Below are 17,973 nucleotides of genomic sequence, written 5' to 3' on the forward strand. Positions count from 1 at the left end.
ATAGTTGGTTCTGATCGAATAATACTGCCAAAATATAAAAAATCAGCTCTTCTGGAGCTGATTTTTTTGGTATGCAGAAATATCCACAATATATGGGGCTTTTTGGTTGACTGAGAAGCGAACAGGGCTTACAATATGAACAAGTGGTAAAAAGTGGGAAGAAGTGGGAGGGTGATTAATAAATATCTGAGATTAAAACATGTTTATCGGAGAGTATTCACATTCTATTGATGATAAGGGAAGAGTTTCAGTCCCGGTCAAATTCCGCGGTGATTTAGCCTCTGGATGTGTAGTCACAAGGGGTTTAGACGGATGTCTCTGGCTCTATCCTACCGCCGATTGGCACGCTTTGGCCGAAAAGATTTCAGAGCTACCAGTAACTCAGAAAAATTCACGCTCTTTCGCTAGGTTTATCCTCTCGGGGGCGGTAGAGTGCGAGATCGATAGAGTCGGACGAATCAATTTGCCAAAGTATCTGTCAGCATATGCCGGGATCAAATCGAAGGTGACGCTCAACGGAATGTACAATCGAGTCGAGATATGGTCAGAGAACAAGTGGACAGAGTTCAAGAAGGGGATGGAGGAGAATTCTGAGGAAGTCGCAGAGAATCTGAGCGAAATAGGATTCTAAAATAGGGTCGGAGAGGCAGAGAGAAGTACATTGAAAATTAGTCATAAGAATCAGCAGCCAGCACAAATCTCGTTTTCTTTGAGGAGGGGGCGAGGTTTAACCTTGATTATATCAAGCGAAAACAAAAAAATTGTCAAAACGACAGCAAAAAACCCGCTTCATTCCGATTTATCGGAACAAGGCGGGTCAATACATCTACTTAATTATACATTAAGTGATGACGAAACAAAACTCGCTGGCTGATGATTCTTCAGACTAATTAACATACAAATTCGAAATTATCCGAATTGCAGATGGAGAACGTACGTGGCGCATAACTAATTTTTATTGGAGGTTGCTTTGGGAAGAGGATATGTTATCACAAATAGCGGCTCATCGGAGCGCGGATTCAAGAAAAAAACGGTCAAACGCGAAGTTGTGATCGGACCAAACGCAATTAAATTTATCACAATTATTATTGCCGCTGTTTTGGCAGTTGTATACTTGGGTCAATCTACCGCAGGCGCTGGTCGAAGCGTCAAAACCAGAGACATCGAAAGCCGCAAGGGCGATTTGATGCTAGAGAAGGAAAGGCTCGAGACAGAGCAAACTAGATTGAAATCGCTGAAAGAGATAGACGGAAATATCGAAAAGCCTGCGCTGGAGCCTGTTTCGGGCGTCAACCATCTTGCGGGTGACAAACAGATTGCTCAAAATAACTAAAACTCATATAATACGCCTATGCGAGGAGAATATTTAAAAACGGTTGAAGGCCGCCTCAAGTTCATGGGCGTTTTTGTATTAGCGATCGGTGGACTGCTCTTTTGGCGAATGTTTGATATCCAAGTCCTGAAGCACGACCACTATTTAGCCATGGCTCAGGACCAGCAGAGATTTGAAAAAGTTCAAACCGCCCAGCGTGGTAAAATTTTAGTCCATGATTCCAACGTTGACGATTCGGTCTATTATCCCCTTGCCATGGATGTCAAAAGCTTCGCAGTCTGGGCCGTCCCTCGTCAGATCAAAGAGAAGGATAAGGTCTCGACAGAGTTGGCTTCTCTTTTGAGCATTGACGGGAAAGAATTATTTTCGAAGATCGACAATGACAAAATGTATATTCCACCGCTCAAGAGGGGGCTGTCTTTCGATGACGCGGCTAAAGTCAAAGCTAAGGCAATTGGCGGCATCCTAGTGATCCCTGAATATAGTCGGAATTACCCCGAAGGCAGTTTGGCCTCTCAGGTGCTCGGTTTCGTCAACAAAGAGGGTGAGGGCAAATACGGTTTTGAGGGGCATTATAATGATGAGTTGAAGGGCAAGGAGGGGAATTTGGTCGGCGAGAAAGATACGATTGGTCGGATCATCAGCCTTCTCTCTCAGAAAGAGCCACAAAATGGCACTAGCTATGTCCTCTCGATTGACCGTTCAGTCCAATATTTTGTCGAGCAAAAATTGGCCAAGGCAATCACGGATTATCAGGCTGATTCCGGCACGGTTGTAATTATGGACGTGAAGACCGGTGGTATTTTGGCCATGGCGAGTTTGCCGACTTTTGACCCAAACAACTACCAAACCCAGGCCAATACCGACACATCCCTTTTCATGAATCCAGCGATCGCGGGCACGTTTGAGCCAGGTAGCATTTTCAAGCCTGTCATTATGTCTATCGCGATGGACAAAGGCCTGGTGACGCCAGAAACGGAGGAGACCTTCGGCGAATCGGTTGAAGTCCAGGGTTTCACAATCCATACAGCGGAGGGAAAAGCTTTCGGCAAAGAGACAATGACACAGGTGTTGGAGCACTCCGACAATGTTGGCATGGTTTGGCTGACCAGCAAGATGGCGAATCTTGACCTATATAACTCTATCAAATCTTTTGGTTTTCTGGATCGGACCGGAATCGACCTTGACTCTGAGGTGCCAGGCTACACTCTTCCGATCAAGAATTGGCAGGATATCAACAGGGCAACCGTTTCTTTCGGCCAGGGCATCGCTGTGACGCCTATAGAGCTAGTCTCTGCCTATGCCGCGATAGCCAACAACGGAAAGTATCTCGTTCCTCATATTGTCGATCGAATTGTCCACCCTGACGGCTCTTTCACACAGATCGGGAAGGAGGAGGGCAAACAGGTTATTAGCGAACAAGTCTCCGCTCAGATGAAGCAGATGCTCTACAATGTGGTGATAAATGGTACGGCCAAGAAAGCGAAGGTCCCAGGATTCAAAATATCTGCCAAGACAGGTACGGCACAAATTGCCAAGCCAGAAGGTGGCTATGAGGACAATGACGCCAAACTTGGTATTTTCAACCACACTGCGGCAGGTTTCGCCCCCTCTGATAATCCAGAGTATGCGATGTTGGTCAAGTTGACTCGTCCCAAGACCTTTCAATACGCCGAATCCACCGCAGTGCCGCTATTTGGTGAAATATCCAACTTTCTGTTAAACTTTCATTACCGTACTACTCCTACGGAGCCGATCGAATAAACTATGAAAAATGTATTTCTAAAATTTATCTACTTCACTCTGGCTGCATATGCTCGGAAGGTGATTGCGACCCACAAACCGTTTGTGATCGGGATCACCGGATCGGTCGGCAAGAGCACGACCAAAGAGATGGTGGCTCAGACGCTTCGAGATCATTTTGGTGACCAAGTCAGAGCCAATTTCGGCAATCTCAACGCTGAGATAGGAATACCGCTTACTATATTGGGTTATGACAAGTTACCAAGCAAATTACTCTGGCCATTTTTCCTTGTCCAAGCATATTTCAGAACTTTCGAGAAAAAGTATCCAAGGTACTTGGTCTTGGAAATGGGCGTTGAGCGTCCGGGCGATATACAATATTTTGGCACAATCGTGCGCCCTGATATCGGCATTATCACTTCGACAGCCCCAGCCCACATCGCCAATTTTCCTTCGAGAGAAGTCCAGCAGGCAGAGAAGCGCGAAATGGCTAATATTATCAAAAAAGACGGTTCACTCCTTATCAACGCAGACGATTCCGGTCTTGCCAAGATCGATTTCCCCGGAATAGCCACTGTCGGGATTCAGACTCAAACGGCTCAATTTCGAGCTAATAGCATCAAGGTCTCAGAGTCGGGGACGGAATACAGAGTTGAGACGCTGGGCCAAAAAATCTCGATCAAATCCAGACTTTTGGGCGAGCACTTTGTCTACGCTGCTCTATTTGCCTTTGCCGTCGGAAACCGCTTCGGGATTCAATCACTTGAGATCAAGAAATCTATAGAGAAAACTGCACCTCAGCCAGGCAGGATGAATATATTGCGAGGCAGAGATGGCATTATCATTCTCGACGACACATACAACGCCAGCCCGGCCTCGATCAAGGCGGCGCTAGACGTCTTATCAAATTTCTCGGGACGAAAGGTTGCAATCATTGGAAATATGAACGAACTTGGCGAGATAGAGGAGCAGTCTCATCGCGAGGTTGCCGCTTACGCCAAGGGGATCGCAGATCTGGCTGTTTTCGCTGGCAAAAATGCCAAAATGATGGCCGAAGTCTGCGGAAATGGCGCTTTATCATATCTGACCAGAAAAGATTTGGAGGCCGACCTGGCAAATATCGTCAAATCACAGGACGTGGTGCTGATCAAGGCTTCACAAAATGGCAATTTCTTTGAGGAAATCACAAAGTTATTATTGTTTGACAAGTCAAAATCAGCTGAAATCTTGGTGCGTCAAAGCCGATTTTGGCTCAAAAAGAAAGGTATTAAATAAGAGGCTTTTATGGAAACATTTATTGTTGATGTCCCGACACTGGTTCGAATGTTTTGGTTTTCGCTGGCTGCGTTTCTGATCGCGATCGTCTGGACGCCGATTTTGACCAATTTCCTCTACAAAAATAAGATTGGCAAGACTATCCGCGACAGCAAGGATGCGCCAATTATGGCCAAGCTTCATGAGAAGAAGGCTGGCACTCCGACCATGGGCGGAATCCTGATTTGGATTACGACCGCAGTTCTGACAATTTTGTTCAATTTGTCCAGAAACGCGACTTGGCTTCCCTTATTTTGTCTTGTCGCCACTGGGGTAGTTGGAGCGATTGACGATATTATGAATGTGAGAGGGGTCGGCGAAAAGGGCGGCGGTCTTTCTCTACGACAGAAATTACCGATCTATGCGGCGATAGCACTGGCGGGGGCTTGGTGGTTTTATTTCAAGCTAGATTGGCACTCAATTCATATCCCCGCAATGGGAGACTTTTCGATCGGCCTTTGGTATATTCCACTTTTTGTCGGAGTCTTGGTCTGGATGGCCTTTGCTTCAAACGAAACAGATGGTCTGGATGGTCTAGCGGGAGGAATATTTGCGCTTTCATACGCTGTTTTTGCTATTATCGCATTGGTCGAGGGCAAGTCTGGTTTGGCAGTATTTTGCGCCACGATCATGGGGTCGCTGATGGCATTTCTCTGGTTTAACATTCCACCGGCAAGGTTTTTCATGGGCGATACCGGAAGCATGGCACTTGGTATGACACTTGGCGTGGTGGCGTTTCTTACAAATTCGGTCGTTGCTCTCTTTGTCGTTACATCAGTTTTCTCGATTGAAGGCCTAAGTTTCATTATCCAAATGCTCTCGAAGAAGCTCCGACACGGCAAGAAGATATTTCTTTCCTCCCCAGTTCATCATCATCTTGAGGCAATCGGTTGGCCGGAGCACAAGATCACGATGCGTTTTTGGATATTGGGCGCCATCTCTGCGGTTTGCGGTCTGGCAGTAGCATTAGTGGGAAGTGGCAGCTTTTATAGATAAAATGACAAACCCTTACATCAACAAGAAAATAGCGGTCCTGGGCTTCGGTATGGAAGGTCAGGCCGTAGCTCGTTTTTTGCTTGCCGAAGCTACAAGCATTGAGATTATCGATCAAAAATCGTCTGAGGCAGTCTTGGCCGAGCTTTTGGGGGACGCTAGAATGGAAGCGGTGAAAGTCCTGGACAATCCAAAGGTCAAATATATTGCAGCTGAAAAATTACCTTTGTTGACAGAGTATGATGCCGTGTTCCGTTCCCCGTCGGTATATTTTGACGACAAAATGATTAGTGAGGCGAGGCAAGCGGGGGTCGAAGTTTCGAGTCAGATCCAATTATTTTTTGACCTTTGCCCATGCAAAATTATTGGAGTGACTGGGACAAAAGGCAAGGGGACGACGAGCTCTCTAATATTTTCAATATTAGAAGCTCAAGTCAAAAGTCAAAAGTCAAAAGTTGAAAGTAAAGTATATCTGGCGGGTAATATTGGAGCGCCTACACTTGATTTGCTTCCGAATCTCGCTAGCGATGATATTGTCATCCTCGAGCTCTCAAACTTTCAATTAGCGGATTTGCACTCATCCCCGCATATTGCAGTCATGACCAATTTGGAAATCGATCATCTCGATTATCACAAGGACGAAGCGGAATACAGGAGGGCCAAGGAAAGCATACTGAGATACCAGAGTGAATCTGATTTTGCTGTTTTAAACAAAGAGTCAACTTTTGCCCCAGATTTCCTAAAAAGTGTGAAGTCTCAACTTCGTTATTTCTCTAGCAAGGACAGCTCGGCCAGCGCTTCTGTTTCAAGCGGCTCTGCATATCTGGCCTCTGAAAGCGGTAAAAAAGAAATTTGTACTACCTCCCAAATCAAATTGGTCGGGCGGCATAATTTGATGAATATCGCGGCTGCCACAATCGTAGCTGATCTCTTGGGTGTCAAATTCGATCTGATCAGGGAAGCCATCAAAAATTTTGAGGGTTTGCCTCATCGACTCGAGACCGTAGCCGAGATTCAAGGCATCAAGTTTATTAATGATTCATTTTCGACCAATCCAGGCCCGACAATAGCTGCAGTTAGTGCCTTTGATGAGCCAAAAGTCTTGATCTTGGGTGGAAGCGAAAAAGGAGCCGATTTTTTAGAGATGGCTCGAGTCATCGCCAAATCCAATACCAAGGCAGTCATATCTATCGGAGTCGAGGGGCCAAGAATCAATCAAGCGCTTGAGAAAATGGGCTTTGCGGGCAAAATAATTAAGGGAGAGGAAACTCTAGACTTGATTGTCAGACAGGCTAAGGAGTCGGCCGGAATTGGCGACTTAGTCATATTCTCTCCAGCCTGCGCCTCTTTTGATATGTTCAAAAATTACAAAGATAGGGGAGAGAAGTTCAAGGAAGAGGTTTGGAAGTTAATAGGAAAATCATAAATAATATGAATAGTGTTCGACGAAAACATTCTGATTATTGGCTGTCGTTGTCGGTCTTCGCACTGATTTGCTTCGGGCTGATTATGATTTATTCTGTCTCGAAATATTATTCTCTTGATGTTACCGACGGAGCGACTGACAAACTTTATCTCAAAAAACAGATTTTTACTGTCGCGATCGGCCTTATCGCCTGGATCGTGATGCAGGCGATAGATTACCGTTTTTGGTTAAAACACGCCGGCAAAATGTTCTATGCTACCTTGGGCTTGCTTGCCTTACCAATTATTTTGGAGCCGTTCGGCATAGCTAGGGCTGGCCGCTGGATCGATTTTCTTGGTTTTAATTTCCAGCCAGCTGAATTAGCAAAGCTAACATTTATTTTCTATCTTGCTGCCTGGTTTGCCCAGAAGGGTGAAAATCAGAAGAAGATACAGGAGTCCTTCTGGAGTTTTGTCGGCATCGTAGGTATCATCGCTGGCTTTATGTTGTTGGAGAAAGATCTTGGAACTCTTGCCATATTTGTGATCATCTCGGCCGGAATGTTTATCATGGCGGGCGCGCCCCTGTCTCAGATTTTTTCTGGTGGCGCCCTGGCGGCGGCTCTTGTCTGGCTGGCGGTCAAGATCGAGCCATATCGGATGCAACGTTTTTTAACTTTTCTAAATCCTGAAAATGATAGTTTGAGTTCCGGCTATCATATCAAGAACGCCCTGATTGCTATTGGGTCGGGCGGACTTTGGGGTTTGGGATTTGGCCAGAGTCGGCAAAAATATCTTTATCTGCCAGAGGCTCATACTGATTCGATTTTTGCTATAATATGTGAAGAGCTTGGCATGGTCCGAGCCAGTCTGATCATCGTAGTCTTTATCTTCATCGCGATGAGGGGACTCAAGATCGCACTGCGCGCTCCAGATATCTTCTCGCGTTTGTTGGCCGCTAGTATTACTTTCTGGCTCTTCGCCCAGATGGCGATCAACATCTCCGCCATGTTCTCCCTCGTCCCACTTACCGGAATCCCACTGCCCTTCATCAGCTATGGCGGAACATCAGTTATAATCCTCCTTTCAGCGGTCGGAGTACTCTCAAATATTTCTAAACATACTACGGATAGATAAGTTGAAAGTAGAAAGTCAAGATGACCAAAGAAAAAACAATTTTGTTGGTTGGCGGCGGGACGGGCGGGCACATTGTGCCCATATTTGAGCTGTATGAGAAGCTCAAGGAATCAGACAAGTCGCTCACTATCAAGGTAGTCGGTGGCGGGACACTGATTGAGGGTCAATTTTTTGGTGGTAACTCGGATTATATCGCGATTGAGACGGGCAAATTGCATCGGGCCTTTACCTTCAAAATCATCAATGAAATCAGGAAATATTTTGTCGGACGGGCACAAGCCCGCAAAATACTATCTGATCTGAAGCCTGATTTAATATTCTCCAAAGGCGGCTATGTTTCATTGCCGGTCATATATTGGGCCAAGAAGCTCAAGATTCCATATTTTATCCACGAATCTGATATTGAAATGGGAGAAGCCAACAAATATGCGGCCAAAGGTGCGACCAAAGTATTCGTTGGATTCAAAACAGAAAACTACAAGGATCTTCATAGCGACAAGCTGATTTTTGCTGGCCAATTTATTCCGACCTTGCTTTTGAAACAGGAAAAAACCAAAAGTCTCTTCGACAATGCCAAGCCCACAATATTTGTGACAGGTGGAAGCCAGGGCGCGATCGCAATCAATGATGTGGTCAAATCATCTGTCGTCTCCCTGGCAAAATCATACAATATCATACATCAGACAGGGGACTTTGACTTCGACAAAATGACCAAATTTAGAGAGTCACTGGACGATGAAACCAAGGAGAGTTATATAGTCCGAAGTTTTTTCCCACATGAATCTGGGGCGGATGGCATATATTCTGTCTATCGAGCGAGTGATCTCTTTGTTGGACGCGCCAGCATTACTTTCCCTGCCGAAGCGACTGCTGTAGGTTTGCCTCTGATCTTGATCCCTTATCCTCACGCTTCCGCTGATCATCAATTGAAGAACGGCCAGGCCTTGGAGAAAGAAGGTGCTTGCGTCATGATTGAGCAGAAGGACTTGAACGCCGATTTGTTAATACGGAAAATCAATGGCTTGATGGCTGATCCGGAAAAGTGTGATAGGATGGTATCGAAGGCAAAGGAATATTTTGGAAGCAACGCGCTTCTTGTGATTACAGAGTCTATACTTAACGAAATAGAGAAATAGTATGAAATATCATTTGATCGGAGATCAGGGCGTCTCGATGAGAGGCCTTGCGAAATATTTAAGCCATCTGGGTCATACCGTCTCAGGCTCGGATTTGAAGACGGGTGGACACAGTGCTGCCAATGTCCCTTTTGGCGCAGATGTAGTTGTCAGAACTTCAGCCGTTAGCCCGGGGTCACCTGGTTGGGTAGAGGTGGATCAAGCCGAAAAGCAGGGTGCCAAAGTGATCAAACGCTCTAAGCTAATAGGACAGTTGACCGAAAACAAACGCCTTATCGCCATCTCTGGCATGCATGGCAAGACTACTGTCACTTCGATGGCTGGCTTGGTTTTGGAAGCGGCTGGATTTGACCCTACAGTACTGGTCGGAGACCAGGTATTAGACTTCAACAACGACGTGATTAGGATAGGCCAGAGCGATTGGTTCGTCCTCGAGGCCTGCGAATACGACAGAAGCTTCCTCGATTTTCATCCTGAAATTCTGATTCTGACCAATATTGAAGAGGAGCATCTCGACACTTATCCAGGCGGTTTGCCAGAGATCAAAAAAGCTTTCTCAACATATCTAGAAAACGTATCTCCGAAGGGAACTATTATTGCCTGCAAGGACGACGATAATGTAAGGGAAGTAATTGAACAGTCCGAAACAAAAGCCAAGGTAATCTGGTACGGAAATCATACTGAGTATGACAAATTAGATTTTCAGCTTTCTGTCCCCGGAGTTCATAATTCGCTAAACGCCTTGGCCGTTAAGGCTCTGGCTGATTGTCTGGGGATTGATGGAAAAATAGTCGCGACTGCTCTATCCAAGTTCCAGGGCGCCCACAGAAGATTCGAACTCCTGGGTAATTTCCAAGGTGCGGACTTGATTGATGATTATGGTCATCATCCCACAGAGATAAAAGCGACTTTGGCCGCATTGAAGGAGAGATATCACGACAAGAAAAGAATCGTTGTCTTCTGGCCGCATCAATACAAACGCATTCTTCCTTTGCTTGATGAATTTGCTGCAAGTTTTCATGACGCAGATCTGACAATTCTAAAACCTATCTTTTTCGTCCCAGGCCGGGACGAAGAGCTGCCAGTTAGCTCACAAGATTTGGTCAAGAAGATAAACGACCGAGGAGACAGGGCCAAATTTATCGAAACCGACCAGGAGATTGCAGAATTTCTGACCAAGGAATTGGACAAAGACTCCGTTCTTCTCACCATCGGCATACCTCCAGTCTACAAAATTTCAGAGATTTTATTGGGAGGCAAAAATGACTGATATGAAAAATTATTTTATTCGTGAATTGGGCGATGAGGTCAAGTTCAATGTCCCGCTCAAGGACTTCGTCAGTTTGAAAGTAGGGGGCGCGGCCGAAATGTTTTATGAGGCCAAAGATATTGAATCACTGACCAAGGCAATCGTAGCGGCCGACAAGAAGAGTATTCCCTTTTTCGTACTTGGCGGGGGCTACAATATCGTCCCATCCGATGCCGGTGTGGCAGGACTAGTGATCAAAAATTCAAGCAGTAATATTATTCTAACTCCTGAATCCTCAGTTGTGATCGCCGATTCAGGAGTCTCTCTGGGTAGACTGATCAATTTAGCGGCTGGGCGTGACTTGGGGGGACTGGAGTTCCTGGCGGGCATCCCAAGCACTGTCGGCGGCGCGATTTATGGCAACGCTGGATCGCCGAGCTCCACAATCGGAGAGTATGTCAAATCAGTCACAATGCTCGTGAAAAAGGATGATAAGTTGGTGATCGAGAAGCACGACAAAGAGTGGATGCAATTCGGATATAGGACTTCTAGGCTCAAGAAAAATAAGAGCAAAGACGCTTTTACCCCAGTGATATTGACCGCTACTCTCCAGCTAATTCGCCGTCGAAAAGACGAAATCATGCAATCAATGAAAGAGACTATCCATATGAAAAAGAAGAATCAGCCGCTGGACGAATCTTCGGCGGGTAGCTTCTTTCGAAATCCTGGAATTGGCAAGGAGATGGCAGCTGGATATTTACTTGAAAAATCTGGAGCCAAAAAAATGAAAATTGGCGGGGCAACTTTTTCCCGCAAACACGCCAATTTCCTGGTCAACAAGAAGCGAGCCTCTGCCGATGATATCCGACTCTTGGCCGAAAAGGCCAAGCTGGCCGTGGCTGATAAGTGCGGTGTCAACCTGGAAGAGGAAGTGGAATATATTGGTCAGTGGTGAGGAGGCATAGATAATCAAGCAACATAATTATCGCAAATATCGCTCGTCGCTCATATTCGAGCCCAAAGAGGAGAAGAAAATTTCTTTCTCTTTTAAAAGTCTCAAATATTTTTTGGTTGTTGCGATCCTCGGGTACCTTGTTTATTTTGTCCTCTTCTCCCCAAGATTTTATATCCAAGACGTTCTTGTCGAGGGAAGTAGTCTGGTCTCAAAGGATCAGATTATAGCCGAGGTTCCTCGGGGCAATATTTTTCGGCTCAATGTGACCGCATTAAAATCGAAGTTAGTTCGCGACTTTCCGGAAATCCGAGAAGTCGAAGTATTCCGCGGCATACCCAACGCTCTTAAAATTGTGATCAACGAGCGGGATGGCAAAATCGTCTGGCAAAGTGGAGAAAATAAATATTTGGTCAGTAGCCAGGGTGAGGTGACGAGGCAAGTTGTGGGAGCTGAGGGCGACAAGTTGCCGATAGTTGTCGACAAGAAGGGCCTCTCGGTCAAGCCAGGGCAACTTTTGGCTTCGCCAAACCTGATTGCTTTTGTCGTCAATATTCAGAGTGGACTCTTTGATGCCGTCAATATTAAGCCAGACCACTTTGAGGTTACCGAGACGACCTTTGACCTAAATCTCTATACTGACGCTGGATTCTATATCAAACTCAACTCTCTTCGTTCGAGCAAGAAACAGCTAGACAATCTGAAGCTTGTGATGGTCGAGAGGCGGCCAGAAATTCATGAATATGTCGATTTGAGAATCGACGGATGGGCGTATTATAAATAAAATCTGGGAAGTGACCCCGCGAAAATTTGATGATTTGATTGATCAACTGTTATATAATCGCGGGCTGATTGATGATGAAAAAGATGAGGAAAAGAAGTTAGAATTTTTCCATCCCAATTTTGACAGCGGAGTCCATGATCCATTTTTGTTGAAGGACATGGAGGGAGCAGTAGGAAGAATCAAGAAGGCCCACGAGGCGGGGGAAACGGTCGGCATATTTGCTGACTATGACGCTGATGGCATTCCTGGCGCGGCTCTTCTCTATCGAGCATTACGCAAAATCGGGATCAAAACTGTTGTCTATATTCCCAACCGTGAAGGCGGTTATGGCCTTTCGCCCGAAGGCATAGATTATTTAGTCGAAAACAAATGTTCACTTATCGTGACGATAGACTTGGGAATTAGAAATATCAAAGAGGCAGAATATTGTGAAAAAATTGGCGTTGATCTGATCATCACCGACCACCATCTGCCAGGAGACGAATTGCCAAAGCCAAAATTTCTGATCAACGCCAAACAAAAGGGAGATGGATATCCCTTCAAAGAGCTTTGCGGTTGTGCCGTAGGATTCAAAGTAATACAGGCGTTAGCCAAATATTTCCCAAAGGAGCTAGATGAGAAATTTTTGAAATGGAATCTCGATCTGGTTGCTATCTCGACCATTTCTGACGTTGTCCCATTGATTGGGGAGAACAGAGTCTTGGCCAAATTTGGCTTGATGGTGATGCGCAAGACCAAAAATCTAGGGCTTTCCAAATTAATTGATGTTGCAGGTATAGACCCCAAGGCTATCCAAGCCTATCATGTTGGATTTCAAATTGGCCCCCGGATCAACGCACCTGGTCGGATCGATCACGCGACCAAATCATTCGAATTGCTTGTCTCTGAAGATGAAAAAGAAGCGCTAGATCTAGCCAAATGGTTGAACACCAAGAACGAAGAGCGCCAGGGTGAAATGGACAAGGTTGAGAAAGAGGCGATCGCGCAGGTTGAGGAAAAAAATTTAACCAAGAATAAAATACTAATAGTGGTCGGCGATTGGCAGAAGGGCGTGATCGGGCCATCGGCCAGTCGATTGGTCGAGAAGTATAATCGGCCGGTCATATTATTTTCTAGAGAGAAAGACACACTGACTGGAAGTGCCAGAAGTATCAGCGCCATCAATATTGTCGAACTATTTGAACGGGTGAAAGATACAATTCTCAAATTTGGTGGGCACAAAGCGGCGGCGGGCATTACAATATCCGAAGACAAGCTTGAACAATTTACAACCGCTATAGAGGATATTGCTAACAAGGAAATTAGTGATGAACAGATGATTAGGAAGCTCAAAATTGATGCCGAAGTACATCTTTCGGAAATGACCAAGACTTTGTATGAAAAGTTATTACAATTTGAACCCTATGGGATGGGTAACAGCAAGCCAGTATTTGTCGCTAGCAACACTGAACTTAAATTTAGCAAATTTATCGGCAAAGAGAGCAATCACTTCTCGGCCGTGGTGGGGGACAATCCGCACAGGTTGAAATTAATCTGCTTTAACTTCCCATATGACAAGAATATTATTAGCGATAAGAAAAGGTATGATATTGTGTTCAATCTAAATCTCGACACCTGGCAAGGCGAGGACAAATTAAGCATGAACGTACAAGATATGAGAGCAAGTCAAAGTTGGGATAAGAATGCCAGCAGATAAATTTAGTGCAATTTGGGTTTCCCATTCATCGATCAATGATTATCTTCGCTGTCCGAGGTTGTATTTTCTTAATAACATTTACAAGAATCCCAAGACCGGTCGAAAAATTTCGATTACCAATCCACACTTAGCACTCGGTCAGGTAGTCCACGAGGTGCTCGAATCACTTTCGGAATTGCCAGTCGAGAAGAGATTCGATATTCCGTTGAAAGTATTACTCAATATCAAATGGCAGAAGGTCCATGGCAAAATGGGTGGATTTAAGGACGATATGGAGGAAATGCAGTACAAGGATCGGGCGCTCACGATGCTCGGAAATGTAGAGAAGAATCCTGGACCGATATTGGAAAAGGCGATCAAGCTCAAGGAAGATTTGCCCTGGTATTGGCTGTCTGAGAAAGATAACATTATTCTCTGCGGTAAGATCGACTGGATCAAATACAATTCAGAGGATGACACTGTCGATATTGTTGACTTCAAAACTGGCAAAAATGAGGAGTCAGGAAACTCACTCCAGCTGGCCATTTATCGACTGCTTCTGGAGAATTGCCAAAAACGCAGAACCAAGAAGGCGAGCTATTGGTACTTGGACAAGGGGGAGATAGCTGATTTTGATTTGCCAGATAGCACAGAGTCCGAGAAAAGAGTGATGGAAGTGGCTTTGAAAATTAAGGAAGCCCGTCGCAAAAATGATTTTGCTTGCGAGCGCTCTGGCTGCTACGCCTGCGAGGCAATGGAAAAGATTCTGGCCGGGAAGGCAGAGTTCGTCGGAGTCGGTGAGTACAACAAGGAAATTTATCTGGTGTAGCCAGAATCCAATTATTCAGTTGATTATTACAAATATTAATCTATAGAATTAGGAGTGGAATGGATGAACAAATTCAGTCACAAGTCCAGGCAGCGAAGCCGAGCAAGAAAATGAGTATCATTTTCTATTCTATTGCCGCCGTACTCGGAATTGCCGTTGCGTATGGTTCATATTTTCTAGTCGATAATATTGTAAGTATGCTTAGCCATCCAGGCTTCCTGAGAGTCACATTCGTTTTAAGAATTTTACTAGAAAGATTCGGGCTCTACGCAATAGTTGCAACGCTGATAATGTTTTTTAGTTTCCGCCGACAAATTGGTTTTTTTCGAATATTTCTGACTTTGCTGCTATCGTTTTTCGTATTTTTTGGTATTTCTGTTGGTGTTTACTCGTTCAAGAACGCGATCGACTATCGTGCCGACAAACAAAAGTATGCTGAAGTTCTCGGTGCTAAAGCTTACGATTTTACGGTCAAGAACAGCCTGACCAAGACTACAAGCGCGAAAACAAAGCTTGCGATTGTAAGCGGCCGGGCACTCTGGGTCGAGCATACAAAAGAGGCACCGAAATATCCAGAAAATCAGTGGGATTTATTTGAATTTGATTTTGATGAGGCTAAGTCCACTGGAGAAGTATTTCAGCTTTCTGAAACGACTGGAGACAAAGGCGCAGGCTCTATCGAAAGCTACCTTGCAACCGATGAAGGGATCTACTGGGTAGAGGATCGAAGTCTGTATTTTCAATCAGGCGACGCAAGCACCAAAGTATTAGTAAAGAGCTTGGTGGCAAACATATTGGGTATTTCTGGGGATAGTATGTTACTAGAATATGCCGCCAAGGAGCTCGATTACACAACAGGCGCAAGAGGGATTTATCTATATAACAAGAAAACTGGGGCAGAAAAAAATCTTTCAAATCTCAAAATTTATGGCGCCAGCGACGATCCAAGATATAACGGTGGCGGAGCAAACAATGTAAGATACGGTGGCGCTGCAGAAGCAACACTCGCAAAGGGAAAGATTGTCTTCGTCGAGCAGGCCAAGGAATTGCGTAAAAAAATTAATCTTTATGACTTGACAAGTGAAGAAATCACTACCATTATCGATATTTCAAACGAAACGTCAGCAGAAAATCCATACACAAATGGGTCCATAAGATTGGTGAGCTTCGACGGCGACTTTGTAAAATATGATTCTGGGGACGTCGCGATCTATCAGCTTTCAGCTGGAAAGACTATTCTGACCGGGGCCGAAGCAAATGGTCAGCTCGTAGACGGCAAAGTCTACAAAATGTCGCTTGGGGCTGATAGTAGATACATAAATGTTCGAGATATTATCACTAAAGAAGATTCACGATATTCGCTTGGCGCCAAAGAAGAGTTGGTGAACTGGGTTGCAGGAGATGGCTTTGCTCTATACATGACGAGAACGGATGCGGATGGAGACAAAATCTGGCTAAAAGCTTTGAAATAGATTAGCTTTCGGGGAAGTTCTCCCAAGGGGCCGGATTAGCAAAAAAAAAGAGAGTTGCACAAGGAAGAAAGATTTCCCAGTGTTTTTTGTGGATAATTTTCTGGGAGCATTTCCAAGAGGACGCTGAAACACGTGACCAAAACATTGACAAAATTCGTCTAGATCGATATAGTATGCAGAATTGGGAGACGACCTTGTCGAGATTGTGACACAGCGAATAAGTTCGCTGTGATTTGTCTTGATAAGGGGAATAGTGATGTTTAAATTGCTCTGGGCAATTCTTGCGATCTGCCTAATTAGTTCACAGGCTTTGGCCTCAAACGCCAAAGTCGCCGATATGGCGATGTATCTGTCGACAAAGGTCGACAAGAATAACGCACAGTCTCTCCGACGCGTAGCCGAACTTGGTTATGCAGAAGAAAACCCAATGAAGTCGTGGCAAATGCTACAGAACGACTTCAGAAGAATCATCGACTCCGGCTTGCCGAAAGAGATGACGAAAGAACAGCGGCAGGTGGTGCAGAAGTTCATACCACGGATTTCCAAGATGGTGAATCAGTACCTTGCGGCCGAAATAATAGCTCGGTCGAAGAACTCTGAGGAATCAAAAGTATTATCCAAGGAACTTCCGATAGATGCTGTCAAGTGGCGCACTGGCCTGGTCGACATGATGACGGAGATGTTGAAATATCAAGACGCATTTCCGCCAGAGGATGGGGAGAAGATAGACCCCGAGACTGAGAGGGATGACAGAAACGATGCGATTGCATTTATGTGCGCAGAGTTTGGTCTTTCCATCTCTAAGGCGTGGACAATTATCGGTTCACAGCAGATTGGCCTATCTTTCTTTCAGGGAGCTTTTGCTGATACACGGATCATGATCGACAAAGATCTAAAGCGGCAATATCTCCAGAAGATAGGTTTTTATGGGGTATTGATCGATCCAAAAATCTCGAAGGCAGCCTTTCGCGAGGCGACTGAATGTTACGGACCAGATGATCAAGAAGATAGTAAAGAGTTTAACGACACCGCCACTTTCTTCTGTTCGCTTATAAGTCTGGGTGTGACTGGTCAAATTACTGATCCGTCATTGATCAGCGGTGTACTGTTAAACGGGAAAATAACTCCGTCTAAAGTCAAAGTCGAGGAGAAGGATCTCGCTTCTCTAATCGAAGCGACCAAGCTCAGGGCAGTATCTGAGTCCAAGCTCGATCTTCAGTTGGCGATGGTTACTTTGCCCGCTCTCAAAAGTATGGGGAAGGCGAAGGAAGCGATGGGAATCGCAAAAACTATTATCGATTCTGCCAAAAAGATCGATGATGAGGATATAACTGTTGCCGCGATAATCATGTGCTATTTCGTCGATGAGACCTTCTTCCGTAAGGTGGCCAAAGACTACATGTTCGAGGAAGTATTCGATCCGAAGAACGTTGACTATACTGCGGCAATGGCACGTCATTTCCTTGAATCATTGGCCAGATGCACAGAGGGCTCTCAGTCCTTTGACGATGAACTGACTAAGTGGACAAAAGTTCAGATTGAAGACCGCGGAGGAACACACGGAGACAAGGCCCTGGAGCTGTCGCTCTTGGCAAATGTTTCCGGAAAGAAAGTTAAGGCGGAGATCGACCCAATTGTTGACGAAATGGTAAAGTACTGGGCCGAAAACGACCCAGACACGATGGAGTATGGCTTCGCTGTGTTGTTTATGACCAATGTCGGTCTCGACAACACACGCGCTAAGTCGTACATCAACAAAATAGTCAAGAAAAACTCAGATGCTGAAGATTCGAGACTAATTAGCCAAATTTGTTTGGGGTTTGGGGAGTTAATCACAAATCCGATCAAATCTTTGGACCCGTTCGATATGGGGTACTAAAGATAATAATTCTATTTCTTTCGCCAAGGTCATCATGCCTTGGCGATTTTTAAATTAGATTTCAAAGTTAACC

The 17,973-nt window shown here is 45.1% G+C and carries 15 protein-coding genes; all 15 read left to right on the forward strand.

The genetic code is table 11. The features are described from left to right. Positions 1 to 199: 199 nt before the first annotated feature. The 15 genes from mraZ (at position 200) to WC227_02080 (ending at position 17,900) form a co-directional block, all read left to right on the forward strand. Positions 200 to 631 (forward strand): division/cell wall cluster transcriptional repressor MraZ, encoded by a 432-nt coding sequence (gene mraZ, locus WC227_02010; GenBank protein MFA6963468.1) that lies wholly within the window; start codon positions 200 to 202, stop codon positions 629 to 631. Positions 632 to 970: 339 nt separating this feature from the next. Next, a complete protein-coding gene (locus tag WC227_02015; GenBank protein MFA6963469.1) occupies positions 971 to 1,333 on the forward strand; it encodes a hypothetical protein in 363 nt (120 codons plus the stop codon). A gap of 18 nt (positions 1,334 to 1,351) precedes the next feature. Then, positions 1,352 to 3,097, forward strand: coding sequence for a penicillin-binding protein 2 (locus WC227_02020; GenBank protein MFA6963470.1), 1,746 nt, complete (start codon positions 1,352 to 1,354; stop codon positions 3,095 to 3,097). A gap of 3 nt (positions 3,098 to 3,100) precedes the next feature. Further along, on the forward strand, positions 3,101 to 4,351 hold the full coding sequence (locus WC227_02025; GenBank protein ID MFA6963471.1) for a Mur ligase family protein: 1,251 nt from the start codon (positions 3,101 to 3,103) through the stop codon (positions 4,349 to 4,351). Between the two features lie 9 nt (positions 4,352 to 4,360). Further along, positions 4,361 to 5,386, forward strand: coding sequence for a phospho-N-acetylmuramoyl-pentapeptide-transferase (mraY, locus tag WC227_02030; GenBank protein ID MFA6963472.1), 1,026 nt, complete (start codon positions 4,361 to 4,363; stop codon positions 5,384 to 5,386). A gap of 1 nt (position 5,387) precedes the next feature. After that, complete coding sequence (gene murD / locus WC227_02035) at positions 5,388 to 6,809, forward strand: UDP-N-acetylmuramoyl-L-alanine--D-glutamate ligase (GenBank protein ID MFA6963473.1); 1,422 nt, start codon at positions 5,388 to 5,390, stop codon at positions 6,807 to 6,809. Between the two features lie 5 nt (positions 6,810 to 6,814). Further along, positions 6,815 to 7,924, forward strand: coding sequence for a putative lipid II flippase FtsW (gene ftsW / locus WC227_02040; protein ID MFA6963474.1), 1,110 nt, complete (start codon positions 6,815 to 6,817; stop codon positions 7,922 to 7,924). Between the two features lie 20 nt (positions 7,925 to 7,944). Next, positions 7,945 to 9,060 carry a UDP-N-acetylglucosamine--N-acetylmuramyl-(pentapeptide) pyrophosphoryl-undecaprenol N-acetylglucosamine transferase gene (locus WC227_02045; protein MFA6963475.1) on the forward strand — a complete coding sequence of 372 codons (1,116 nt, stop codon included), beginning with the start codon at positions 7,945 to 7,947 and terminating at the stop codon, positions 9,058 to 9,060. Between the two features lies 1 nt (position 9,061). Further along, entirely contained in the window at positions 9,062 to 10,330 is a 1,269-nt protein-coding gene (gene murC / locus WC227_02050) for a UDP-N-acetylmuramate--L-alanine ligase (protein ID MFA6963476.1), read from the forward strand. After that, complete coding sequence (gene murB, locus WC227_02055; protein MFA6963477.1) at positions 10,323 to 11,264, forward strand: UDP-N-acetylmuramate dehydrogenase; 942 nt, start codon at positions 10,323 to 10,325, stop codon at positions 11,262 to 11,264. The genes murC and murB overlap by 8 nt, the downstream gene beginning before the upstream one ends. A 112-nt stretch (positions 11,265 to 11,376) precedes the next feature. Beyond that, the gene (locus WC227_02060) at positions 11,377 to 12,045 is read left to right on the forward strand and encodes an FtsQ-type POTRA domain-containing protein (GenBank protein ID MFA6963478.1); all 669 of its coding nucleotides are present in this window, start codon (positions 11,377 to 11,379) and stop codon (positions 12,043 to 12,045) included. 10 nt (positions 12,046 to 12,055) lie between these two features. After that, on the forward strand, positions 12,056 to 13,741 hold the full coding sequence (recJ, locus tag WC227_02065) for a single-stranded-DNA-specific exonuclease RecJ (protein ID MFA6963479.1): 1,686 nt from the start codon (positions 12,056 to 12,058) through the stop codon (positions 13,739 to 13,741). Next, on the forward strand, positions 13,728 to 14,549 hold the full coding sequence (locus tag WC227_02070) for a PD-(D/E)XK nuclease family protein (protein MFA6963480.1): 822 nt from the start codon (positions 13,728 to 13,730) through the stop codon (positions 14,547 to 14,549). The genes recJ and WC227_02070 overlap by 14 nt, the downstream gene beginning before the upstream one ends. A gap of 59 nt (positions 14,550 to 14,608) precedes the next feature. After that, positions 14,609 to 16,021, forward strand: a complete 1,413-nt coding sequence (locus WC227_02075) for a hypothetical protein (protein MFA6963481.1) — start codon at positions 14,609 to 14,611, stop codon at positions 16,019 to 16,021. Positions 16,022 to 16,277: 256 nt separating this feature from the next. After that, on the forward strand, positions 16,278 to 17,900 hold the full coding sequence (locus WC227_02080) for a hypothetical protein (protein MFA6963482.1): 1,623 nt from the start codon (positions 16,278 to 16,280) through the stop codon (positions 17,898 to 17,900). Positions 17,901 to 17,973 lie beyond the last annotated feature (73 nt).

Source organism: Patescibacteria group bacterium (assembly GCA_041671645.1).
In the GTDB taxonomy this organism is placed as follows: Bacteria; Patescibacteriota; UBA1384; order XYA2-FULL-43-10; family 1-14-0-10-43-13; genus JBAZBD01.